Here is a 16283-nt window from a genome sequence, read left to right as displayed (position 1 = left end):
ATAATGCAATTGATAATTGATCTCATTCTTATTCTGTTTATAATAATCCCAATAGCATTGATTTATTTTAAACGGAGCTCTTCGTGCTTAACTTTCGTTATCTTACAGCCGCAAGCATATCACTTGTCATTCATACCGCTGTGATTTGGGCTACTCCAGAGAAACAAGCTTTTGCCATGCCTGTTGGAAGCCAGTCTTCGCAAGTTAATATCAAGTTCGTATCTCCAAGTAGACCTGTCGCCCCTGCATCTACTCCGAGCCCACAATCCAAGACACCTGAAACAGTTAAAGCTGAATCGGTGAAAACGGAAGCAACTAAACCTAAACTGAATCAAAGCAAATCTGTTAAGACTAAGAAACCTCTACCACCAAAAAAGACCACGACAAAAAAGCCTGTCGTTGAACAGAAGGTCGTTAAAACTGAGAAGGTAGTTTCAAAAAAACAGACTGCAGAACCAAACCCAAAAACAGTCAAGACTGAGAAAAAAGTCACTGAACCGCAAGCTGAAGCAAAACCAGTCGCCTCTAAATCTGGCGCAACAGAAAAGCCGCAGCTAATCACCAAACCTAGCTTTCTAAAGCGACCAAAAGCACCTCGTTACCCTCGTATTGCACAGCGTAAAGGGATTCAAGGAACGGCTTTATATGAGATTTGGCTTAACGAGCACGGAAAACAGGTCAAACAACAGTTGGTGACCTCTTCAGGGACCCCAATTCTAGATGAAGCTGCACTTAAGGCGATCCGTGGCTGGCAATTTTCTCCCCAAGTTATTGATGGACAAGCTATTGCACACAGAGTGCAGATCCCTGTTCGATTTTCTTTAAATAAGTAGTATTGGAAACAACATGTTCAACTTTTCACATTTGTATTCGCAGCTCGGCATTGTCGCCTTGCCTCTATTGTGCTGTTCAGTCATCACCCTCGCACTCTTACTTGAGCGTACGATTCAGTTGTTGATTTATTCAGGCAGCTCACACAATTCCATCCGTAAATCATTATCTCAACTCGATCCCACGAATGGATCAGGCATTGACTCACTGGTTGATTCACTTAAAAAACGTCGTGCTTTATCTGCAAAGGGAAACGCGATGCTTTTATCGCACCGCCATATCAACAAGGCTCTACGTGAAGATGTGGCTGGCTTATGGCTGCAAGAGAAACGTTATAAGTTACGTTCTGGGCTGAAGATCCTTGGGTTAATTGGCATGATCAGCCCACTATTCGGCCTTTTAGGTACCGTTCTTGGCCTCATTGATATGTTCAAAAGTGTTGCCGCAACCACAGGCTCTATCACACCAAATATTCTCGCTGACGGATTAGGACTTGCCATGCGAACTACCGCGATTGGTCTGATCATCGCGTTACCCGCTATTTCTAGCGCCCAATTATTGGGACTGTGGGCCGATCGAATCTTAGCGCGGTTAGAACACTCGCTCAATTATACCAACTTGTGGATTGATGGCGTGTTCGTGACTCCATTAACCAATGAAACCAACCTGACAGTTCCCTCGAGGGCGAGTACATGATTAAGCGTCCTCACATCGAAGCGTCAGAATCACAGCAGCCCGATTTAACGCCCCTTTTAGACATCATATTCATTGTAATGGTTTTTCTACTTCTAACCGCGACAGTCAAACTTCAATCTCTGGAAGTTAGCCTACCGTCGGCAGATACCGAGTCAGTTTCTGAGGTTGATAGTCAGTCCATCACCATCAACATATTACAAGAAGCTCCCTACTGGGGGTTGAATGGCAAATCCTTTCTGACATGGCAAAGCTTCACTTCGGAACTGCTTGAACAAGTGAAAACCAAGCCGAAGTTTCAAGTCGTCATCGCATCAGACAAAGCCGCTGAAATTCAGCATATGGTTAAATTACTCGCTTTCTTACAAGACAATAATATTAAAGCGACCCAAATTTTAATGGACGAAAAATAGAATGCTCAACAACCTCAAAACATCCCGTAACCTTGCCTCTTTAGTATTGGCTCTCACATTCATATCTGCGCCCTCAGCCGCATTTGCGAAGGAGCGAATTATTAGTGCAGGCAGCGCTGTAACTGAACTGATTTTTGCCCTAGACGCTCAAGAGTCGCTGGTTGCCGTGGATGTCACAAGTAAAATGCCTCAAACCGAAAACATGCCGAAAATTGGCTATCATCGACAGCTGTCTCCAGAAGGACTTTTAGCATTAAAGCCGACGCGCATTATTGGCTCGGATGAAATGGGGCCTCAATCGACACTCGATTTATTGGCGCAGTCATCCATCAATGTCAATGTGGTGAACACCAAGCCTACCATTCAAGGCTTATTAGATCGCATTGATGAGATTGCAAAAATAACCAACCAGACCCAAAAAGCCGCCAGCATCAAAGCAACGGTTAATCAAAAAGTAGCGAAGCTAAATAGCAATATTCCACAGGATAGCAAACAGAAAAAAGTTATTTATTTATTACTTCATGAAGGCAGAGCGCCTTATGTTGCTGGCAAAGAAACCACCATGGATGAGCTTATACGCTTAGCTGGCGGCATAAACCCAGCAAGCGATTCAATCTCATCGTTCAAACCTGTTTCAATGGAAGCCATGCTCTTAATGCAACCAGATGTAATTTTAGTGAGTAATCGCAGCATCAAAAAGCTTGAAGGTATCGACAATATTATCAAGTCAATTCCAACCTTATCATCGACTCCAGCAGGTCAATACAAACAAGTCATCGGAATTAAAGGTTCAGCTTTGGTCGGCGGCTTAGGTCTTGCAACTCTCGACGAAGCAGAACGTCTAAACACCCTTCTATATCAATAAGCCATCACTATGTTGTTAAAGTACATCTCATATTCAAAACTGTTGTGGATAAACGGGGCTCTGCTTCTGTTCATTGCTTTAAGTTCTATCGCAACGGGCCCAATGGCAATTACATTGTTCGATAGCTTCAGTAGCCTTAACCCATGGCTATCGGGCACTCCTGCCCATGTTGATCTCATCATTCACCAAGTTCGTTTGCCAAGAACCTTGCTGTGCATGTTGGTCGGAGCAATATTAGCGATATCAGGGGTTGTCATGCAGGGGTTATTTCGTAACCCACTTGCTGAGCCGGGAATTATTGGCGTTTCTGCCGGGGCGGCATTAGGGGCGGCACTTGCGATCGTGCTGTTTTCATCCGTAGCTCAAGAATATCCAATGCTGATGGATTTTGCAGCCGTGCCAGTCTTTGCTTTTCTTGGTGGCGCAATAACGACATTGATAGTCTATCGTCTAGGTACCAGTAAGTTCGGAACATCGATAACCGTAATGCTATTGGCTGGCGTGGCTATCAGTGCACTTTCTGGTGCAGGTATCGGTTATTTAAACTTTATCGCCGACGATCAAATGCTGCGCGACCTCTCTTTGTGGTCAATGGGATCGCTTGCCGGTGCAAAATGGACTGATTTAATCTTCGCCTCTGTTGGCCTTCTGATATTGCTAACGATATTCATCAGAAATGCATCTGGCCTCAATGCTCTTCTTCTGGGAGAAGCGGAAGCCAAGCACCTGGGTGTTAATGTTCAGTCACTTAAAAAGCGGATGATCGTACTGAGCGCTGTTGGCGTTGGGATCACTGTCAGTTTATCTGGAATGATCGGATTTATCGGACTCATTATCCCCCACCTTGGCCGAATGCTTGCTGGTCCAAACCATAAAACTTTACTTCCATTATCGGCCTTACTCGGTGGGTTATTACTGACTGGTGCTGACATGTTTGCAAGAGTTGCGGTCAGCCCGGCAGAGCTTCCAGTAGGGATTGTTACCGCCATCATCGGTGCCCCTTTCTTTTTGTATTTACTGTTCACGCAAAGGGGAAAAATTTAATGAACTCCCATTCAACCGCGATTTCCGCCTCTAATATTTCCTATCAAATAAACAACCAATTGATTTTGGATAATGTCGATATTGAACTTCAATGTGGGCAAGTAACGACCTTACTTGGACCCAATGGTGCAGGAAAAAGCACACTCTTAAAAATTCTGTGTGGCGAGATCGAAAGTAATAGCAATATTCACTATTTTGATCAGCATAAACAGCGCTGGAATAGCCAAAATCTTGCAAAGCAGTTAGGTGTCCTTCCGCAACATAGCACTTTATCTTTCGCTTTTAATGCGCAGGAAGTTGTCGAACTTGGTGGCTTACCCTTAGAGTTGCCGAACAAAGAACTGCAAGCCATAACTTCAAACATGATGGAAAAAACGGGCATTGGTCATTTGGCGCAGAGGCTCTACCCTTCGCTTTCTGGTGGTGAAAAACAGCGAGTTCATCTTGCGAGAGTGCTAACGCAAGTCAGCCAAAGTTCACGTAAGATCATCATGCTTGATGAACCGACCTCTGCATTGGATCTTGCCCACCAACATAATACCCTTCGCTTAGCACGCCAGTTAGCAAATGAGGGGGCTGCGGTCATCATAGTGATGCATGACTTAAATCTAGCAGCGCAATATTCAGATCGAGTCGTGGTGTTAAAAAATGGCAAGCTTCAGGCCGATGGAACACCTTGGGAGGCAATCACACCCGACATGATTGAACACGTTTATGGTCACCAGACATTTGTTCAATCGCATCCTACTCTCGATTTTCCAACGGTTTATGCTATTTAGATAGGTTGCGTCATATTATGAAGTAATTCACAGCACAAGTGCTTGTGTCTAAAACTGAGTTGATCCAATCTAGATAATTACAGTGCGATTTTTCGCTTCTATGGTTTTCTAGAGTGGTATTCAGCCGATGATTAAGATGTTGATATGTGATTTTGATGGGACTCTTGACGGAGGATCATCAATGGGTGTGACTCAGCTTTCCAATTACTTAAGCGAGCAGCCTGATCTGCATTTTGTCATCGCCACAGGTAGAACATTACCTTCTATAAAAGAGGGGCTCGCCGGTGATAACTACCTCCCTCCCTATTGCATCATCAGTGATATCGGGACTCAAATTCATCACAATTTTGATGTCGATTTAGCCTGGCAGAATAAGCTCCAATCAACATGGAACAAGCCAAAAGTTGAAGCCGTCATTCAAAACTTCGATTTTTTAGGTCAATGCAGTGAGCAACATCAAAGTCCCTACAAAATCACCATAGAAGGGACGATTAACGAGCATCAATTCGCTGAACTTGAGAGCGCATTAAGAGACAACGCCATTCACGTTAGTCTTACCTACTCTCATGGGTGGTTTCTGGATATTACACCAAAAGGTATTACAAAAGCCGCAGCCATTCATTACCTTTTAGAAAAGAACAACTTAACGCCTGAAGAAGTGTGTGTTGCAGGTGACTCCGCCAATGATACGTCTATGCTCACAATTGACGGCATTAATGCTATTTTAGTCGCTAACCACTACCAAGAAGTGGCTCACCTTAGCAGTAGGGAAAATGTATACACAAGCCAAGCAACTCATGCTCAAGGCGTTCTGGAAGGGTTGAGATATTGGCAAAATTTATCTTAGCATTAACGATTAATGCCCAGTAAATGACTACTGGGCATTAGTGACTACAAAAGCTATCGAATATCTTTAAAAAGGCTTAAAACTCATTGATATCGAGTTAACCAGAAACGATGTTACTCTTGCTTTGCCTCTTGATGATGTTTTGTTAGTTGCTGATACAGTAAATCTTTCAACTCCATTCTCTGAAGCTTAAGTGTATGCATATTTTCGTCATCAATTGGGCTACCGGAAACTTCAAGTTCACGGATGTTGTAGTCTAACAGGTGGTATTTTTGTAGGTCGGCTTTAAATGTAGGGTCATCATGATTGAGCTGAACAATGTCTAATTTAAGATCTGGAAAATCTAAAATAAAGGCATGATTTTCATTGAGCATCGGCATTCCCTCTTCTGATTAATTATTCACAATTATAGAGGTTAATGACCGAGATTTATGTGCCAGTCAGCACAAAGTATTGAATATCATGACGCAATGCATTGAGAATTTCCCTCGAATCAAAAAAGACAATACAAGTAGGCACTCAACATAGGTATATATTGCTATAACGCGCCTATTGTAAATGATCACCAGGATGCCCGAGCCACTTAATCTTCTTAGCTGAGTTTTAAATCCTCTGGCCAGATGAAGTAAGAGCCAAAACGTTTGCTATATTTGAGCTCCCCACCTATAGATTTTCCTTGCTCCGTTAAGCTGTGCTTTCCATCGGTACACGTGAGATATCCCGCTGACGTACATCTATCTAAAAACTCGTTTGTTTTGAGTTTTAGCTTAACCGCTAATTTCGAAGTTGTAATTTTCGCAACAGCCTCTTGCTGCTCTTGAGTATTATCTTGGGAGTGATTGGCCTCAATTTTTTCGAGTGAAATACGAACTTCATCACTAATACGAATAATTCTCTGAGCTTCATCATAAGTATCTCGATAGATTTCTGCATCTTCTGTACGATCAACAAATATGCCCATTTCATTATTATTCACTTGGCTGAATTCATAAAGGTTCAAACTCGTAATGATACAAGACTCTTCATTGATATAACATTTGGCATGTAAATTTTTACAAAAACTGGTACGCACAAAGGACAACTCTTTAAGCCAGTTAATTTCTTCTGGTTGTAACTCACTCTTACCGTAAACGATTCTGATATCAATCTTCATACGATCTTTGTCTTCAAGTAATTCTTTGATCCGATCATTTAGCTTTAAAAAAGGGCTAATCAAAATAAGTCTTTCAGAAGCGTTTTTAATAAGTTCTTCGAGATAATAATTTGTTGCACTGGTATTTAGAAACTTAGCCATTAAACATCCTTTGAATTATTAATTCTTATATTTATCGTCAACTTACTATTTAACCACGCATCAGTACAGCTTGTTGCATATCCAGATCAAATGGAATGGGTTATAAATCACGAATATTTCAGAAATCGAGCAAAATATATACTACGGAGGAAAGCGTCAAATGGCTAATTGCTTGGCACTGCTGATGCTAAAGAAGGGGTAATTTCCAAATCAATAAATATCTTCAAACGACCTTCCTAATTAAAGCCCTTTAAATAGCTCCCCTCGATGATATCTAAGGTATGGCTTGTGATCTGGCATGATATTGAACGACATATCCTCTTTTAAACCAATCACATCTGGTGATTCCAAGTAGCTTGAGATGAGAACCTTTCCGTGATCATCAAAGGAGATGAAACCAAGATCAAAGGCTTTATCTAGGTTGGCTAGAAGCAATAAACCGTTGAACCTGTCTAAGCGTTCCTCGTTGTTAGAGTCTCGCCAAGGTTTAATGTGTGATGCCAATAACAACTGAGTATTACGATAGCCTGTAACGGCACAACCACCCCACATTTGAATCAGTTTGGATCTGAAATGTCCTTGCCCGACCCTTGTATTAACCAAGATGGTCTTTTCGGTTTCAGACAGAGTCTTATCAGTCATAACCTGCTTGATATCTGCATTAACGTCAACTTGGGATAAATCAGCTAAAAACTTGTGATAGTGGGATAAAGCGGCGCTATACATCCCCTTCCCTCTAGAATCACGAATTTGAAACTGTTCCAGTTTTCTTGCCTTCTCTTCATAACTGACAAATTTACGATATGAATTGACATCAGTGAGTGGCACTTCTAATTCACCCTCCTCCATCAACCAATTAGATATCGAACCTCTTATCGCTCCAAGATAATTACTCGCTGTTTTTTCAGACTTTCCAATATCAATCAACCACTGATGATATAGCGTCGCTAAATCCGATAGATTCGAGACAAGTCCCTCTTTTAGCTCATTAGAAACAATATAACTTTTCATATAGCTAAACAGTTCATCGTCAATATACGCATAAGAGACTGCTTTTGCTGAATAGCGACTGGTTGAGGCTTGATCGTAACCGTCATGGTAAGAAAGATACCAAAAGCCTTCACTTCTTAAATGAAAGAAAGGATTTTCGGGTGTGTTTTTATCTTTACTCTGGGCTAGATTATCAAAATGATGAGTGAACTGATCTTTAAGAATTTGATTCAAACAGATCTTGTTGGTTGTTATGTGCCCTGCTTGAATCAAGTCCATAACAGCAAGCAGCATACACACTTTATGAGGACTTTTTTTGCCGCCAGCACTGTTCATTTTCAGGTTTTGAAAGCGCTCTAAATAGTATTCTAATGCCATCAACTGCCCTTATCATTATTAGCGCTTGCGTGTTCTAACACCACGGTTTGCCAAGAAACTTTCGTTCTATTCAAAGAATCTGCGCCTTTAGCTACATGACATACAGCCAGTCTTGAAACTATACTTAATTTCTCTAGCTGTTCGACAGAAACGTTGTAAGCATTACGTCCATCATCAAAACCACCATGGCGCAATGTGATAATCAGTTTTCCATTATCAGAAAGAAGTTCAGACAGTACGACAAGCGACTCTTCACGTTCCATTGAATTTAAGTGCATCCATACTGCTGAAACCAAAATCAAATTATATTGCTGACATACGTTTCTTGTGTTGGCTAAAGCAGGTAATGAATCATCTAACCACTGAATTTGAGAGGAGGAGTTTGAGGTTCCTAATTGACGAAATTCACTTGCTGGTTCAACGGCTATAACCGAGCAACCTTGCTTTGCAAACCATCTAGCATCACGCCCTGAGCCTGCACCGATATCAAGAACCTTTGCATCTCTACAAGGCCAATACATAGACCACGAACCGTGAACATTTTCAAATGCTAAAGAGTCATATTTGGTGGCTAGCTGAACAGCGTTTTTGTTGTAAAAAGAAGTATTTATCGACATAAACCAACCCATATATCAATTAGACTTGATAATATATCGGTTGGTTGCATATGACGATTAAGTATTAGAAAAGCATTAGTAATTGTGATGAGTATCGCGCAATTTCGACCAGCTGATTGGAAATAAACAATGTTTGAGACTAAATTGATCCGTAAAGCAAACCACAACAGTTAGCTAAGCATCTAATAAAACAAGAAATTACAGGCACAAAAAAGCCCACACTAGGTGGGCTATTTCGTTGAATTTGGTGCCCGCTACTGGACTCGAACCAGTGACACCTTGCATGTCATGCAAGTACTCTAACCAACTGAGCTAAGCGGGCTTTCCCTTGGGAACGAGATAGATAATAGCGACTGTTCCCTATCCGTGCAAGCATAAATTCACAGTTTTTGATTGTTTGCTGAAATCATCGCCAACTTGACCATTTATCATTCAAATCATCGTGTTAGAGCAATATCAAATGTGATTTAACTCTCATAAATATTCAGTCAATACTTTGAAAAAGAGCCACCTCACGTTTATTTAGACGTTAGACAACCATAATGACACACTCACAAACAATGAAGTGCCTGTTATTAATCTGTGGTTGGTATCATCCATCGACCCAATGGATTTTCGACGCTAATTCCGGCACGCCCCCAACGATCAACAGTATCAATCTGCAAAATACGGTTATCTGGAACCAACTTCCGCAGTTTTTTTGATGGTTTGGAAGAGGTTAATACCCATAAGTTCGGATCCTCTTTGATGCTGCGCTCTATTATTTGCTCCTCAGCTTTGGTCCATTCCAACTCGGCTTTCGTTAAACGATCGACGACAAACAGTTGATTACCTGAAGCAAAATCTTCGAGTGACGATGAAAGTAAAAGAACTGAATCGATCTCCGAATCAATTAATGTCTTTTGTTGGGTATTAATAAGATGCCTCACCGATAACATAAATTGTTGATGATTCTTCTCTATTTGTTTCGCTTTTTCTGGCCATAATCGTTTGAGGTCATCACTTACGATTGCGGACATTCGATTTAAATTTGTTGGGTTTAACCACGAATATTTAGATACATTCCCATCGGGCAAGGTTAATACGGCTACGCCTTGAGACCTTGGAGAAATGGCTTGCGATGCATCGATTTCAACGAGACGGATGTTCCCTTGGCGAGCCAATTTAAACAGCGGTTCTTGTGGCCAAATCGCACTAAGAGTGATGGCGACATTTGCGGATTTCGCTTGCTGTAGTACTTGATCCTGCCCTTTCCCAGCGAACCAATTGGGTAGCCTCTCTATCCCATAGCGCTTAGGTGGCAAGTATGTGGTGGTAATGCTGGTATCTTTAGTTAACTCTGTTGCAAGCATATAAGTAACTGGAGTTGCTGTGAGTATATCGGCAGCAAGGAGGTTTGGACTTAATAAAGCACTCATCAAAGCCAAGCTCGTGGTGAGAGCCCCCATCATTTTACGTTTCATCATTACGCCTTTTTCGCTATTCGATAAATAGTTGCACTTAAAAAGAAGCTTGCCGAGACGATAATAATCGATGCACCAGAAGGGACTGGCAATTCAAGTTCCATTGGTAATACAGTACCGACAACGCAAGCGATTGTTGCTAAACCACCGGACAATAGAACAAAGCTTCCCATTCTTTTTGTGAGTAAACGAGCCGTTGCGCCTGGAATGAGCAGCAAAGCCCCGACTAATACCGCCCCAACAATTTTTACTGATGCGATCGTCACCAGCGTAATCATTATCACGAACAAGTAGTCATAAAAATTTGTGTTATAACCTCGCACTCTTGCAATATCAGGGCTGATACAGGTCAGCAAGATACGATTAAACGTTGGGATGAGCAGTAGAGTGATAACCAAGCAGCAAATCGCAAGGACAATAATGTCTTGATCCGTCACGGTTAGAATCGAGCCAAACAGCACGTTCTCTAACATATGTATATTAATCTTCCTTGCGACATACATTAATAGAGCCGCCCCCACAGCCAGAGCCAAGGCAAGAAAGACGCCGACTAATGTGTCATATGGCACGTTTGTACGATTACGGACAAAGTGAAGTAACAAGGCAAAAATCATACAGAAACTAAACAGACCTATAATGGGATTTTCTGCGGGCTCTCCAAGCAATACTCCGAGCGCAATACCGGTTAAAGCCGCATGGCCTACCGCCTCAGAGAAAAAGGCTAAGCGCTTAGCAATGACCAGCGTGCCCAAACCACCTAATAAAGGCCCTAACAAGAATGCGGCAACCACTGCATTAACCATGAATGCATACGAAAAACTGTTACTGAGCCAACCATTTTCAACAGCCATTTGTGCAAGTTGTCGTAACCACTCCATTACGCCACCTCATTTTGGTTTGTCGTTTTTGAATCATCTGAAGGTATTGCTATTTGAGGGGCGCTGTAATGATTAAACAATCGCTCAATCTTTTCAGGTTGCAGTACCTCTTGATAACTTCCGCTATCGACCAAGTATCGATTCACCACATGAACTTGTGCTTCTAAACGCCTTACTGCTGAGACATCATGGTGTACAGCTAGCACGGTTTTCCCATCCGCCACGTATTCATGAATCAAAGACTCTAGGTAGCGAACCCCCTGATCGTCCATTCCTGTGGTTGGTTCATCTAAAACTAATAATTGCGGATCATCGAGCAACGCTTGGGCGAACAAAACGCGCTGCTGTTCTCCACCGGAAAGCTGGCCCATTCGGCGATCTGCTCGACCCGCCATACCAACGCGATCTAACTGTTCTAGTGCATGTTCGGTATGTTTTCGGTTACGCTTCCAAAACAGTGGTGAACGAGTTTGATTGAGCAAAATGAAATCCATCACCGTTAATGGCAGACTTGATTCAAACATCGCTTTTTGAGGCACGTATCCTATCTTGCCTACTCTCTCTGGCCACTGGATATCAATGTGCCCTTTAAAAGGCGTAAAACCCAAAATCGAACGTAATAGAGATGTCTTACCTCCGCCATTCGGGCCCATGATTACATGACATTTTCCGGCATCAAATGACACATTAATCTGATCTAAGATCACATTATCGTCATAGCTCAACCCCACCTGTTTGAGTTGAATCTTTGGCCCTTGAGATGGGTGATGTTTAGCATTACGATCCTGCATCATGATTTCTCTCTCGCAGCCGCAAACTTCATCGCTTCGATTAATGTTTGTAAGTTCTTTTTCATTTCGACTTCGACTTTATCGTCTTCATACGGCCCATGAGTCATATGGGAAAAACGATAGAGTTGAACCCCAGTCGCCTGCTCAATGGTATCGACAAAACGATTTGGCATATTCAATTCATAGAAAAGCACATCAATATCAGATGCTTTGATCTTTTCAATTGTATCTTGTAGCTGGCTAGCACTCGGTTCTACGCCGTGAGCAGGCTCAATCACTGCTTCAACATCCACACCAAATTCCTGCAAGATATAGCCGTATGCATTGTGTGTTGTGGCCACTTTCATTCCAGCCGTATCAAGTTCTCCAAGTGATAACATTGCTTCGCGCTTCATTAAACGGAACATTTTTGCGTATTTACGTGCATTTTTACGATAGAAACTTGCGTTCTCAGGATCGATTTTCGATAGCTCGCTGGCGATGGTGTACACCTTCTGGATGGTGGTCGACAGGCCTACAAAAGTATGTGGGTTCACCGCACCTTTGCCGACAGATTGCCCCATCGCAGGCAGTAGCGGAACATCTTGGTTTGCTTTCAACACCACAAGATCGGTTCGATTGGCAGCATCAATGACTTTAAGAGCAAAATCATCATGTCCGATACCATTAATGACAATGACATCCATCTGCGCGAGTCGGCGCAAGTCATTAGGTTGCGGCAAGTAATTATGTGGATTGAACCCTGCATCAACCAAAGGAAGAATCGTTGCTCTGTCACCAACAACGGCTTTTACATAGCTGTAATAAGGCTGAAGTGTGATACCGATGGTTAGTTTTTGTGATATAGCTTGTTTTTCAGATATAGCTAGATTTTGTGTATCAGTTTCAGTGGCAGCATTTGAATTAATGACTGAACACAGCCCTGCTATCAATATCAGGACGAGACGGTAAAGTGATTGGTTCATCATTAGCACTCTTAATGTGTTTCTGTGGATACGATAAACGCAACTTGTTTCCAGCGTTTATCACGTAAAATTTGTAAACTGATCGAGCCATCAACATCAAGTAAAGATGTTTCATTGGCTAACCATATATCAGGGCTTGAAAGTTGAGTATTGAGAACAACATTGGCAGCGCCATCACTTGCTACTCTTCGCCCGAAATAGAATCCATTGCCTAGATTCGACCAATGGTGTTCACCTTTCCTTACCCAGCTTTTATCGTGCACAAATGGTGCAATCCAGTTTTCTTCTAATTCTCTGACCGATGGCGAAAATGCAAGCATTTTGCTGCTAGAGGCGTTTGATAGTTCGCGATTACTTTGATGCTGTTCGCGGTTAATCTCTATGGCATCAAGCCGTAAATCTTTGATCTCTTCAAACGCAAGGCGTAATTCAGCAATCATCGCAAGATCATCTTGATGTAAGTCCTTCACCGAGATTTGATGTGACTCTAAGCCATGCTGTTTACTGGATTGTTGATGAAATGGAATTGCGATCGTTGCAACAAGCAAAATGACGGCAATGATGCCTCCAACCCAACGACCTTCACTGCTGCCAGTATTCGATTTAACGGTTTGCACTATCATTTTTGTGAAATCTCAACGACATCAACCTCTACTGGGTTTTCATGGCCCGAATCAAACACTAAGTAGAAATCGGTTTGTGGGTGACTAAATTGTGCAATTGAGCGTTTATCGGTGGTCGCTTTAGCAATTAAATTATCGTCGTAGTCGAACATATCAACGTTATAATCTACAGCCTTGCTTCCATCGCTATAGCCCGCTTCACAAAGCACGTAATCTGCTTCTAACCAGCAACTCATTAACGGAAAGTGCGCAAAAGCAGAAGATGAGAAACATAACGCAATGAACGCGCCAATCAGAGAGCAATTTTTTTTCATAAAGATCTTTTCGGTGATGAGAACTAAACAAGGATTAATGCATGACCACTAATCCTTTATTTGTAAATAGAGAGGGTTAGACTTACGGCAATAGAGCTTCAAAGGTTAAATGAACATTGGTACTCGCTTTTTCAGCCATCACATTATCGGTCAACTCACCTTTGTAATTCGCTTTCATTACGTATCGACCTGCAATATTAGGGTTGAACGTAATGCGCCCTTGTTCATCACTGGTTACGTCAATCTGCTCCTGATGATTGCGGTAAAGCGTTCCTTCGCGAGTGATCTCAGCGACGACGCCAGCTTGAGGTTGACCGTTATAGAAAAATTGAAATTCAACGTCTTCACCAGCCACGATGTCAGCGGGATGAGTAATGGGTTTCATCTCAAGTAGCTTGCCTTCAATTTCAAATACAGAAGAACTTGGCTTTCCTACGGTGATGTAACTTTCTGCACGAGTAAAGCTAAGCTGCGTACTCACATCACGGGCTTTTTCTGGCAGCAATTGATCACGTTCTGCTTTGCTTGCTTTAAGCCACTTAACCGTGTCTCGACGGCCAGCTTTGTATTGAGTGTAATAAGTCGGGGTATTATTGATCTGAACTTTATGCGTGCCTTGCTCTTCAAAATAGAAATCGAAAATTGAACGGCGTTTTCCTCTAATGACAAAGTCAGGGCGCTCTTTTCTACCATCTGGCATAATGACTTGTGCCGACTCGCTGCCCGCTGGTTTATCAAATACAAAAGTGCCATGAGACGCGGTCACGTCAAACGTTAGCCAGTCGCCTCCCTCTTTTGACACGGTAAAGTGTGACGGTAAAACCCAACGTGGGTGCGCGTTAGCTGTCGTTGCGGCGGCCATACCAACCGCCATCACACTGGCAAGTAGGGCAACTTTCAGTTTCGTAGTTTTCATTCTGATTAAATCCATAAATTGAGGTTTATTTAAATTAATATCTTTCGGTTTTTGTTTTTATTTGCAGGCTTCTTATTTATAGGTTCTTAGCTATTGGTTCCTACTGAGGCCGATAATGAATGTCGATTAACCCAGTCTCTTCTGTTGGCTTGATTTGGTATGAATTCGCGCTATTTCCCAGTTCTAATTTCTGACGTAGATAGTTCCGCCCACCATGCTCGCGCACGACTTCAATGTGGAAGGTGTAATTACCTTGCGCGACCTTCTGTCCGGCGTCGTTAGTACCGTCCCATACAAATCGATAATCACCAGCAGGACGAGTGGCCGATGTCACTGCATCAACAAGTGCTTTATCGTAACGCCCTACCTTTCTCCACCAACTGCGTAAGTCTTTCAGCCATTCGTCTTTACCGACCCAAAGTTGAACCGTTTTTACTGATTTTCTTTGATCATTTTCAATCCAAACTGCAACGTATGGTCGAGCATATGTCGTGGTCTTAATGGTCGGAATTTGTAAACGGATATCCACTTTTGCGCCCTCATTAAGCTGTTGCGTAGGTGCTCTATCGCCTGATGCCGCATGAGTAAATATGGGTAAAATTAATGCCGCAAGAACAAGTACTTGTTTTGTCCATGCGAGTGTTCGCCTGTTATGTTTCATGAGTTTCTCAATCGTTGGATTAATGATTTTTACTAACATACCTGTGACGCTTAAACATGAATGAGTAGCGATACCAGCAATCAAGTTAAGGGACGGCAAGATAGAAGATGCTTAACGTGATAATCGATCCAAATGCAGTCCATTTAAGTGAGGTGTTCAATGTCTTCCTCTTTGGCAGCAGCAGACAAACCCCAGTTAATACAAAGAAGATCATCAGCAGTGCAGTAATGTCGATAAACCACTTCCAAACTTCTCCGCTATTACGGCCTTTATGTAGGTCATTGAGCAGGGCGACAACGCCATAATTTGTTGACTCTATTTCCGCCTCACCCGTCAACAGATCAATGTAAACGCTAGCGTTGTACCCAGGTCCTTTAAAATCGAGAGACGCTTCTCCTTCGATTAGCTCCCCTGCTTCAACACTCGTAAACACATCTAAGTTTGATGGCGAACCGTGTAACCCCAAATTTGATGTTAAAAAGTCGATTAACTCATCTTCATTTGGCTCATAACCATCATTTGAGCTTTTAAGTATTTCATTAGGAATTATCGCCGTCTGCTGCTTGATATTTGGCTGATTACTTTCAAACCATTCTGGTCGATTCAGCGTGATTCCTGTTACTGAAAAAAACAGCACAATCAACAATAAGGCCATTGAAATATAGATATGTAATCGACGAGCCCAGATTTGAACGCCTTTTCTTTTTAACAACATGAATGGTTAACTGATATAAATACGATGGGATGCAATGTAATTGATAATGGTTTTCATTGGCATTCAATTTACATTATTTACGTTCACTTACACTAGTGTGACCTACCTAATGAGATTGCCTCTAGTAAGACAAAATAAAAAATCCCCATAATCAGAGACTATGGGGATTGTTATAGGGTCTATGGAGATTGGGATTTAGTACCCAA

General features: G+C 42.1%; 20 protein-coding genes and 1 tRNA gene. 7 read left to right on the top strand and 14 right to left on the bottom strand.

Translation table 11 applies throughout. The features are described 5' to 3' along the window. Nucleotides 1–83 precede the first annotated feature (83 nt). The 7 genes from FCV43_RS07320 (at nucleotide 84) to FCV43_RS07290 (ending at nucleotide 5472) form a co-directional block, all read left to right on the top strand. On the top strand, nucleotides 84–833 hold the full coding sequence (locus tag FCV43_RS07320) for an energy transducer TonB (protein WP_136994603.1): 750 nt from the start codon (nucleotides 84–86) through the stop codon (nucleotides 831–833). Nucleotides 834–846: 13 nt separating this feature from the next. After that, on the top strand, nucleotides 847–1527 hold the full coding sequence (locus FCV43_RS07315) for a MotA/TolQ/ExbB proton channel family protein (protein ID WP_136994601.1): 681 nt from the start codon (nucleotides 847–849) through the stop codon (nucleotides 1525–1527). After that, the gene (locus FCV43_RS07310; protein WP_136994599.1) at nucleotides 1524–1937 is read left to right on the top strand and encodes an ExbD/TolR family protein; all 414 of its coding nucleotides are present in this window, start codon (nucleotides 1524–1526) and stop codon (nucleotides 1935–1937) included. Before FCV43_RS07315 ends, FCV43_RS07310 begins: the two co-directional genes overlap by 4 nt. Before the next feature lies 1 nt (nucleotide 1938). Next, nucleotides 1939–2802, top strand: coding sequence for a heme/hemin ABC transporter substrate-binding protein (locus FCV43_RS07305; RefSeq protein ID WP_136994597.1), 864 nt, complete (start codon nucleotides 1939–1941; stop codon nucleotides 2800–2802). Between the two features lie 9 nt (nucleotides 2803–2811). Beyond that, a complete protein-coding gene (locus FCV43_RS07300) occupies nucleotides 2812–3846 on the top strand; it encodes a FecCD family ABC transporter permease (protein ID WP_136994595.1) in 1035 nt (344 codons plus the stop codon). Continuing rightward, entirely contained in the window at nucleotides 3846–4625 is a 780-nt protein-coding gene (locus FCV43_RS07295) for a heme ABC transporter ATP-binding protein (protein ID WP_136994593.1), read from the top strand. The genes FCV43_RS07300 and FCV43_RS07295 overlap by 1 nt, the downstream gene beginning before the upstream one ends. 127 nt (nucleotides 4626–4752) lie before the next feature. Continuing rightward, entirely contained in the window at nucleotides 4753–5472 is a 720-nt protein-coding gene (locus tag FCV43_RS07290; RefSeq protein WP_136994591.1) for an HAD-IIB family hydrolase, read from the top strand. A gap of 113 nt (nucleotides 5473–5585) precedes the next feature. Here FCV43_RS07290 and FCV43_RS07285 read toward each other — a convergent pair whose 3' ends face one another. The 14 genes from FCV43_RS07285 to FCV43_RS07220 all read right to left on the bottom strand — a co-directional run bounded on the left by FCV43_RS07285 (nucleotide 5586) and on the right by FCV43_RS07220 (nucleotide 16077). Next, nucleotides 5586–5846, bottom strand: a complete 261-nt coding sequence (locus FCV43_RS07285; protein WP_017051631.1) for a YdcH family protein — start codon at nucleotides 5844–5846, stop codon at nucleotides 5586–5588. 218 nt (nucleotides 5847–6064) lie between these two features. Then, the gene (locus FCV43_RS07280; protein ID WP_136994589.1) at nucleotides 6065–6766 is read right to left on the bottom strand and encodes a phospholipase D family protein; all 702 of its coding nucleotides are present in this window, start codon (nucleotides 6764–6766) and stop codon (nucleotides 6065–6067) included. Nucleotides 6767–7006: 240 nt separating this feature from the next. Continuing rightward, nucleotides 7007–8134: an HNH endonuclease gene (locus tag FCV43_RS07275; protein ID WP_136994587.1), complete on the bottom strand. Its 1128-nt coding sequence runs from the start codon at nucleotides 8132–8134 to the stop codon at nucleotides 7007–7009. Continuing rightward, nucleotides 8134–8751: a class I SAM-dependent methyltransferase gene (locus FCV43_RS07270; protein WP_017051634.1), complete on the bottom strand. Its 618-nt coding sequence runs from the start codon at nucleotides 8749–8751 to the stop codon at nucleotides 8134–8136. The genes FCV43_RS07275 and FCV43_RS07270 overlap by 1 nt, the downstream gene beginning before the upstream one ends. Nucleotides 8752–8996: 245 nt before the next feature. Then, nucleotides 8997–9073 (bottom strand) — tRNA-Val (locus tag FCV43_RS07265). Between the two features lie 253 nt (nucleotides 9074–9326). Then, entirely contained in the window at nucleotides 9327–10214 is an 888-nt protein-coding gene (locus tag FCV43_RS07260) for an ABC transporter substrate-binding protein (RefSeq protein WP_136994585.1), read from the bottom strand. A 2-nt stretch (nucleotides 10215–10216) separates the two neighbouring features. After that, nucleotides 10217–11092, bottom strand: a complete 876-nt coding sequence (locus tag FCV43_RS07255; RefSeq protein WP_017051636.1) for a metal ABC transporter permease — start codon at nucleotides 11090–11092, stop codon at nucleotides 10217–10219. Further along, entirely contained in the window at nucleotides 11092–11886 is a 795-nt protein-coding gene (locus FCV43_RS07250; RefSeq protein WP_136994583.1) for a metal ABC transporter ATP-binding protein, read from the bottom strand. The genes FCV43_RS07255 and FCV43_RS07250 overlap by 1 nt, the downstream gene beginning before the upstream one ends. After that, a complete protein-coding gene (locus tag FCV43_RS07245) occupies nucleotides 11883–12851 on the bottom strand; it encodes a metal ABC transporter solute-binding protein, Zn/Mn family (protein ID WP_136994582.1) in 969 nt (322 codons plus the stop codon). The genes FCV43_RS07250 and FCV43_RS07245 overlap by 4 nt, the downstream gene beginning before the upstream one ends. An 8-nt stretch (nucleotides 12852–12859) precedes the next feature. Beyond that, complete coding sequence (locus tag FCV43_RS07240) at nucleotides 12860–13471, bottom strand: DUF6162 family protein (protein ID WP_136994580.1); 612 nt, start codon at nucleotides 13469–13471, stop codon at nucleotides 12860–12862. Further along, the gene (locus FCV43_RS07235) at nucleotides 13468–13785 is read right to left on the bottom strand and encodes a hypothetical protein (RefSeq protein WP_136994578.1); all 318 of its coding nucleotides are present in this window, start codon (nucleotides 13783–13785) and stop codon (nucleotides 13468–13470) included. The genes FCV43_RS07240 and FCV43_RS07235 overlap by 4 nt, the downstream gene beginning before the upstream one ends. Nucleotides 13786–13867: 82 nt before the next feature. Then, a complete protein-coding gene (locus FCV43_RS07230; RefSeq protein ID WP_136994576.1) occupies nucleotides 13868–14701 on the bottom strand; it encodes a DUF4198 domain-containing protein in 834 nt (277 codons plus the stop codon). A gap of 100 nt (nucleotides 14702–14801) precedes the next feature. Beyond that, a complete protein-coding gene (locus FCV43_RS07225) occupies nucleotides 14802–15362 on the bottom strand; it encodes a DUF2271 domain-containing protein (protein WP_170961616.1) in 561 nt (186 codons plus the stop codon). Between the two features lie 85 nt (nucleotides 15363–15447). Next, entirely contained in the window at nucleotides 15448–16077 is a 630-nt protein-coding gene (locus tag FCV43_RS07220; protein WP_136994572.1) for a PepSY-associated TM helix domain-containing protein, read from the bottom strand. Nucleotides 16078–16283: the final 206 nt, after the last annotated feature.

Source organism: Vibrio genomosp. F6, assembly GCF_005146325.1.
Taxonomy (GTDB): domain Bacteria; phylum Pseudomonadota; class Gammaproteobacteria; order Enterobacterales; family Vibrionaceae; genus Vibrio; species Vibrio cortegadensis.
Note: the sequence above shows the minus strand (reverse complement) of the source record. Positions and strands in the feature narration are given on the sequence as shown.